5 protein-coding genes are annotated in these 7,135 nt (G+C 65.5%); 2 read left to right on the top strand and 3 right to left on the bottom strand.

The annotated features are described in order from the left end of the window. Positions 1-222: 222 nt before the first annotated feature. Together ACFMBG_RS00470 and ACFMBG_RS00465 are read left to right on the top strand one after the other, a co-directional pair. A complete protein-coding gene (locus ACFMBG_RS00470; protein WP_421052772.1) occupies positions 223-1,128 on the top strand; it encodes a hypothetical protein in 906 nt (301 codons plus the stop codon). Positions 1,129-1,152: 24 nt separating this feature from the next. Next, a complete protein-coding gene (locus ACFMBG_RS00465) occupies positions 1,153-2,706 on the top strand; it encodes a phosphate ABC transporter substrate-binding/OmpA family protein (protein WP_421052771.1) in 1,554 nt (517 codons plus the stop codon). Between the two features lie 101 nt (positions 2,707-2,807). Here the strand turns inward: ACFMBG_RS00465 and radC are convergent, their stop codons facing one another. The 3 genes from radC to dnaK all read right to left on the bottom strand — a co-directional run bounded on the left by radC (position 2,808) and on the right by dnaK (position 6,969). Next, positions 2,808-3,572 carry a RadC family protein gene (radC, locus tag ACFMBG_RS00460; protein WP_421052770.1) on the bottom strand — a complete coding sequence of 255 codons (765 nt, stop codon included), beginning with the start codon at positions 3,570-3,572 and terminating at the stop codon, positions 2,808-2,810. Between the two features lie 243 nt (positions 3,573-3,815). Next, positions 3,816-4,970 (bottom strand): molecular chaperone DnaJ, encoded by a 1,155-nt coding sequence (dnaJ, locus tag ACFMBG_RS00455; RefSeq protein ID WP_421052769.1) that lies wholly within the window; start codon positions 4,968-4,970, stop codon positions 3,816-3,818. Positions 4,971-5,046: 76 nt separating this feature from the next. Next, positions 5,047-6,969, bottom strand: a complete 1,923-nt coding sequence (gene dnaK, locus ACFMBG_RS00450; RefSeq protein ID WP_421052768.1) for a molecular chaperone DnaK — start codon at positions 6,967-6,969, stop codon at positions 5,047-5,049. Between the last annotated feature and the right edge of the window lie 166 nt (positions 6,970-7,135).

Below are 7,135 nucleotides of genomic sequence, written 5' to 3'. Positions count from 1 at the left end.
TGTGGCGCTGCGCACCGCGCAGCGCCACACCCAAGGCTGCCAGGGAGTTCCTGGCGCAGCCAGGGCGCCCGCAGGCGCGGGAGCTCCCCCGTCCGCTGTTTCCCCCTGCGCAACAAAGAAGACGGAATTGCCGCATTTGCCGGATTCTCTCCCGTTTGAGGCCACAAACCGGCCGGCATTTTCAGCCAGGTTTTGCTGACCAGGCAGGTTCAGGAGGATCTCATGCTGAGCAAACAGGTGATGCTGACAAGTGCTATGACGCTGGCGTGCGCATTGGGCATCGGGTTCTACATGCAGGCATCGAGCCCCCGCTGGGCGGGTGACGCCACCGCCGCTGCCGACCCTCAGCTGCCGGAGGAACCCGGGCCGGCGGAGCTGAAAATCGAGAACATCACCCTGACCTCCTTCCCGGCTGAAACGGCATCCGTTGCCGCGGAGCCGCAACCGGCAGTTCCGGCGCAACCGGGAGCCTGCCGTATGACAGCCTCGGCCGAGGCTGCCCCCATGGCGATGGTCTCGCTCACTGTGTCCGCGCCGTGCCGTGGCGGCGAACGCCTGACCGTGCATCACAGCGGCATGACCTTCACGGCTTCGCTGGACCCGGCCGGGCGCTACGCGGCGCAGGTTCCGGCCCTGACACGGACCGCGGTTTTTATTGCGGAGACCGCAAGCGGCGGCGGGGCGGTTGCCGTTGCCGAAGTGGCGGGCGCGGAGACCATGGAACGTGTGGTTCTGCAGTGGAGCGGCCACAGCGGCCTTGAAATTCATGCCCGGGAGTTTGGCGCGGAGTATGGCAGCGCCGGGCACGTCTGGCACGGGGCTGCGCCCGGCGAGGCTGCCGGCCAGGTAATCCGTCTCGGCGACGCCAGCCTGGTGGCGCCGCGGATTGTCGAAATCTACAGTGTGCCCGCCAGCCATCCGGACCGCGCCGGCACCGTCGCCCTGACCGCCGAAGCGGAGGTGACGGGCCTCAACTGCGGCCGCGATATCTCTGCCCAGGCGCTGCAGCTGAGCGGCGGACGGCTCAGCAGCCGCGACCTGGTGATGGCGATGCCGGATTGCGATGCCCAAGGCAGCTTTCTGGTGTTGAATAATCTGGTAGAAGACCTGAAAGTCGCCTCCAACTGATTTGCGGTAACTTCAGGTATCCACATGACCTTCTTGCGTGCGGCCGTTTGCGCCGCACTTTTTCTGGCAGCACTTGCGCGCGGGCTGGCGGCAGAGGACGTCACCCTCTCTTCGCCGGATGGCGCGGTTGAGATCACCGGCACGCTGCTGGGCTTCGATGGCGAGTTCTACCGGGTCCAGACCCAGTTCGGCGAGCTGACCGTGGATGGCTCCGGCGTGACCTGCGAGGGGCCGGGCTGCCCCAGCCTGTCGGGCTTTGTGGCGGAGATTACCCTGGCGGGCTCCTCCACCATGTCCGAAGTGCTGCTGCCCGCGCTGATCGAAGGCTTTGCGCTGCGCAACGGCTACCAGACCCGGCGCGAACCGCTGCCGGAGGGGAATTTCAGCCACGTCCTGCTGCGCGGGCAGCAGCCGGCCGCGCGGTTCACATTCACCGCCAGCAATACCGATGCCGGTTTTGCTGCGCTGATTGCGGATGAGGCCGATGTGGCGATGGCGCTGCGGGAGATCCGCCCGCTGGAACGCAAGGCGGCCCACGCGGCGGGGCTGGGGGATCTGACCGGACCGGGCCGCAGCCGGGTTCTGGCGCTGGATGCCTTTGTGCCGGTGGTGGCGCCTAGCAACCCGGTGCAGGAGATTTCCTTGCCGCAATTGGCGGGGGTGTTGTCCGGCCGGATCGCCAACTGGCAGGAGCTTGGCGGCCCTGATGCGCCGATTTCGCTGCATATGCCGGTGTCCGGCTCCGGTTTGGCGCAGGCCGTGGAGGACAAGCTGATGGCGCCGTTCGGCGCCGGGTTTTCGCCGCAGATTAACCGTCACGACCGCAGCAGCACCTTGGTGCGCCGGGTGCTGGTGGATCCTTTTGCAATCGGCATTGCCAGCTATGCGGAGAAGGGCGCGGCGCGGATGCTGACGCTGACGGGGCCGTGCGGGTTCTCGCTGCAGGCGAGCCGCCGGGCGGTGAAGACCGAGGATTATCCGCTGACGGTGCCCTTGTTTCTTTACCTGCCTGCCCGGCGTCTGCCCAAGGTGGCGCGGGATTTCCTGACTTACGTGCGCGGGCCTGCGGCACAGGCGGTGATCCGGCGGGCGGGGTTCGTGGATCAGGCGCCGGAGCTGATCCCGGTCAGCCGCCAGGGCAGCCGCTTTGCCAATGCCATCCTGGCTGCGGAAGGAGAGCCCGGGCTGGAGGAGCTGCAGCGGCTGGTCTCCGCGCTGGGCGGGATGCGGCGGCTGACGGCCTCGTTCCGGTTCGAGCCCGGCTCGGCCCGTCCGGATGCGCAGTCCCGCAGCAATATCGAGCAGTTGGCCAGGGCGCTGGAAGCTGGGGAATTTGATGCCAAGGAGCTTGTTTTTGCGGGGTTTTCCGACGGCGTCGGTCCTGCGGAGGGCAACCGGCAGATCGCGCTGAAACGGGCGGGCGCGGTGCGCGATGCGGTGGTCAAGGCGGCGGAGACCGCGGATATAAGCCGGGTGGAAATCCGCACCGAGGGGTTCGGCGAAGCGCTGCCGATGGCCTGTGACGACAGCGCCTGGGGCCGTCAGATCAACCGCCGGGTCGAGGTCTGGGTGCGGTAGGGACGGCAGCGCCGGGAGCGCTCCCGCGCGGTCGGCACGGCATCGGAGATGCCCCGCAAACCCTTGGGCCGGGCACCGCGCTGGCGCGCGCTGCGGCAGCGCTAGAGGTAACCGTGGGCGCGGAAGCTGAGTTCGGTGGATTTGCCGATGATCAGGTGGTCGTGCAGGGTGATGCCAAGCGCGGTGAGGGCGGCCTGGATCTGGTCGGTCATGCTGATGTCACTGTCCGAGGGCGTGGGGTCGCCGGACGGGTGATTATGCACTAGAATCAAGGCGCTGGCGTTCAACTCGAGGGCACGTTTGGCGACCTCGCGCGGGTAGACGGGGACGTGGTCGACGGTGCCGCGAGCCTGTTCCTCGTCGGCGATCAGCACGTTCTTGCGGTCCAGGAACAGGATGCGGAACTGCTCCGTCTCGCGGTGGGCCATGGTGGTGTGGCAATAATCCAGCAAAGCGTCCCAGCTGGAGATCACCTGCCGCTGCATGACGCGTGCGCGGGCCATGCGGTGTGCTGCGGCCTCCAGCACCTTGAAGTCGGTGATGACGGCATCGCCGATGCCTTTGACGGTGGCCAGGCGTTCCGGAGGAGCCGTCAACACGCGGTTGAAATCCCCAAAGGTTTCAAGCAGTTGCCGCGCCAGCGGTTTCACGTCCCGGCGCGGGATGGAGCGGAACAGGACCAGCTCCAGCAGCTCGTAATCGGGCATCGCCGCGGCGCCGCCCTGCATGAAACGTTCGCGCAGGCGGGCGCGGTGGTCCTTGATGTAGGAGGGCAGGCGGCCGGATCCTGCGGGCACAACCGGGGCCTCCTCGCTGCCGGGAAACAGCGGCAGGGAGACGTCCTCGAATGCGGGATCCTGTGCCATGATGCCATGGTGCCGCCATCATGGTTGAGGAAGTGTTAATGGGTGCCGTCTGACAGCGGCGGAGGGGCTGCAGCAGGGGGGTGACAGGCGTGCACCCTCTGTGCACCCCCTGTGCACCGCTGCGGTGCGGCGTGACGGGCTTCTGACTTGGCAGGCTGGAAACCGGTCCGAGTGGAACGCAGAAAGAAAAAGCGCCCCAGGGGGGCGCTTTTCAATGCGGTTCATTCAGGAAAAGCCCGGGGCTCAGCCTTTCATCCCGTCCCAGAAGCTCTTCACCGAAGAGAAGAAGCTGCGGGATTCGGGGTTGGTGTTTTCCTCGGAGATCTCCTCGAATTCGCGCAGCAGTTCCCGCTGGCGCGAGGTGAGGTTGACCGGGGTTTCCACCGCCAGCTCGATGAACATGTCGCCCGTGGCACCGCCGCGCAGGGCCGGCATGCCCTTGCCGCGCAACCGCATCTGGCGGCCGGACTGGCTGCCCTCGGGGATCTGCACCCGGCCGCGGCCGCCGTCGATGGTCGGCACCTCGATGGAGCCGCCAAGGGCTGCCTTGGCCATGCTGACCGGAACCCGGCAATAGAGGTTGTTGCCGTCGCGTTCGAACAGGGCGTGGGGTCCAACCTCGACAAAGATGTAGAGATCGCCCGGGGGGCCGCCGCGCAGGCCGGCTTCGCCTTCGCCTGCCAGGCGGATGCGGGTGCCGGTCTCGACGCCAGCCGGGATGTTCACCGACAGCGAGCGGTCCTTTTCCACCCGGCCGTGGCCGTGGCAGGATTTGCACGGGTTCTTGATGATCTGGCCGAGGCCCGAACAGGTCGGGCAGGTTCGTTCAACGGTGAAGAAGCCCTGCTGCGCGCGGACCTTGCCCATGCCGGAGCAGGTCGGGCAGTTGGTCGGCTCGACCCCGCCTTCGGCGCCGGTGCCCTCGCAGGAGGAGCAGGACACAGAGGTCGGCACCTTGATGGTCTTGTGCAGGCCGGAAAAGGCCTCTTCCAGCGAGACCCGCAGGTTGTAGCGCAGATCGGCGCCGCGGGTGGCCCGATGCCGTCCGCCGCCGCCGCGCTGGCCGCCCATGAAGTCGCCGAACAGATCGTCGAAGACATCCGAGAAGGCGGAGGAGAAATCGCCGCCGCCAAAGCCCTGGCCGCCGCCGCGCTGGCCGCCGCCCATGCCGTTTTCAAAGGCGGCATGGCCAAAGCGGTCGTAGGCCGCCTTTTTGTCGGCGTCCTTCAGAACGTCATAAGCCTCATTGGCTTCCTTGAACTGCGCCTCGGCGTCCGGATTGTCCTTGTTCCGGTCGGGGTGCAGTTCCTTGGCCTTCTTGCGAAAGCCCTTTTTGATTTCGTCTGCGGAGGCGCCTTTGGCCACTCCGAGAATGTCGTAATAGTCACGTTTTGACATCGGTTACCCCATCTGCCTCAACGAAAATGGGCCGGTCCGGGGTACGGACCGGCCCGCCTTGGCCTGCGTTCAGGCGTTAGCGCTTGTCGTCGTCCAGGTCTTCGAATTCGGCGTCAACGATGTCGTCATCGGCCGGGCCTGCTGCGGCGTCATCCGCTGCTGCGGGCTCTTCCTCGGCTTCTTCGGCCTGCGCCTTGTAGATCGCCTCACCCAGCTTCATGGCGGCTTCGGTCACGTTCTGGATGCCGGACTTGATCTTCTCGGCGGTCGATTTCTCGTTCTCCAGATCGTCCTTGAGCGCGGCCACGGCCAGCTCGATCACCTCGATGGTGGACGGGTCGACCTTGTCGCCATGCTCCTCGACCGACTTCTCGGTGGAGTGGATCAGCGATTCTGCCTGGTTCTTGGCTTCCACCAGCTCGCGGCGTTCCTTGTCCGCCTCGGCGTTGGCTTCGGCGTCCTTGACCATCTTTTCGATGTCGTCGTCCGAGAGGCCGCCGGAGGCCTGGATGGTGATCTGCTGTTCCTTGCCGGTCGCCTTGTCCTTGGCGCCGACCGACACGATGCCGTTGGCGTCGATGTCGAAGGTCACTTCGATCTGCGGCATGCCGCGCGGTGCCGGCGGGATTTCCTCGAGGTTGAACTGGCCGAGCATCTTGTTGTCGGCAGCCATTTCACGCTCACCCTGGAACACGCGGATGGTCACGGCGTTCTGGTTGTCTTCCGCGGTCGAGAACACCTGCGACTTCTTGGTCGGGATGGTGGTGTTGCGGTCGATCAGGCGGGTGAAGACACCGCCCAGGGTTTCGATACCCAGGGACAGCGGAGTCACGTCGAGCAGCACCACGTCCTTGACGTCGCCCTGCAGAACGCCGGCCTGGATGGCAGCGCCCATGGCAACCACTTCATCCGGGTTCACGCCCTTGTGCGGCTCCTTGCCGAAGAACTTGGTCACCTCTTCGATGACTTTCGGCATCCGGGTCATACCGCCGACCAGAACCACCTCGTCCACGTCGGAGGCGGAGAGGCCTGCGTCCTTGAGGGCCGCCTTGCAGGGGTCCATCGAGCGCTTGATCAGGTCGGAGACCAGGCTTTCCAGCTTGGCGCGGGTCAGCTTCATCACCAGGTGCAGCGGCTGGCCCGAGGACGGGTCCATCGAGATGAACGGCTGGTTGATCTCGGTCTGCGAGGTGGAGGACAGTTCGATCTTGGCCTTTTCAGCGGCTTCCTTCAGGCGCTGCAGGGCCATCTTGTCCTTGGACAGATCGACGCCGTTTTCCTTTTTGAACTCATCCGCCAGGTAGTTGACGATGCGCATGTCGAAGTCTTCGCCGCCCAGGAAGGTGTCGCCGTTGGTCGACTTCACTTCGAACAGGCCGTCGTCGATTTCCAGGATGGTCACGTCGAAGGTGCCGCCGCCGAGGTCATAGACGGCGATGGTCTGGGTGTCTTCCTTATCGAGGCCATAGGCCAGCGCGGCCGCGGTCGGCTCGTTGATGATGCGCAGCACTTCGAGGCCCGCGATCTTGCCGGCGTCCTTGGTCGCCTGACGCTGGGCGTCGTTGAAGTAGGCGGGCACGGTGATCACCGCCTGGGTGACTTCCTCGCCCAGGTAGGATTCCGCGGTTTCCTTCATCTTGCCCAGGGTGAAGGCGGAGATTTGCGACGGGGAGTACTTCTCACCCTTTGCTTCGACCCATGCGTCGCCGTTGCCGCCGTCGACAATGGAGAACGGCACCATTTTCTTGTCCTTGGCGACGGCCGCATCGTCGAACCGGCGGCCGATCAGGCGCTTGACGCCGAAGATGGTGTTGTCGGGGTTGGTCACCGCTTGGCGCTTGGCGGGCTGGCCGACCAGGCGCTCATCATCGGTGAAGGCGACAATCGACGGGGTGGTGCGCGCGCCCTCGGCGTTTTCGATCACGCGGGGCTGGGAGCCATCCATGATGGCCACGCAGGAGTTGGTGGTACCCAGGTCAATGCCGATAACTTTGCTCATGTTCGATCCCTTACATTTACTCAAGGCGATTACCCGAGGCCTGAACCCGTTGCGGCATCCCGGCCCCGATTGAAGTTGCGGTTTGGTCTGCACCTTGCCGCGTCCCGGCGTATATAGGGAGCAGAAAACGCCCCTGCAAGCGCTCAGGCACGCGGCCAAGCGTGAA

The organism is Leisingera coralii (assembly GCF_049056525.1).
Taxonomy (GTDB): Bacteria; Pseudomonadota; Alphaproteobacteria; order Rhodobacterales; family Rhodobacteraceae; genus Leisingera; species Leisingera coralii.
The sequence above is the reverse complement of the archived record's forward strand: the minus strand, read 5'-3'. Positions and strand labels throughout refer to the sequence as shown.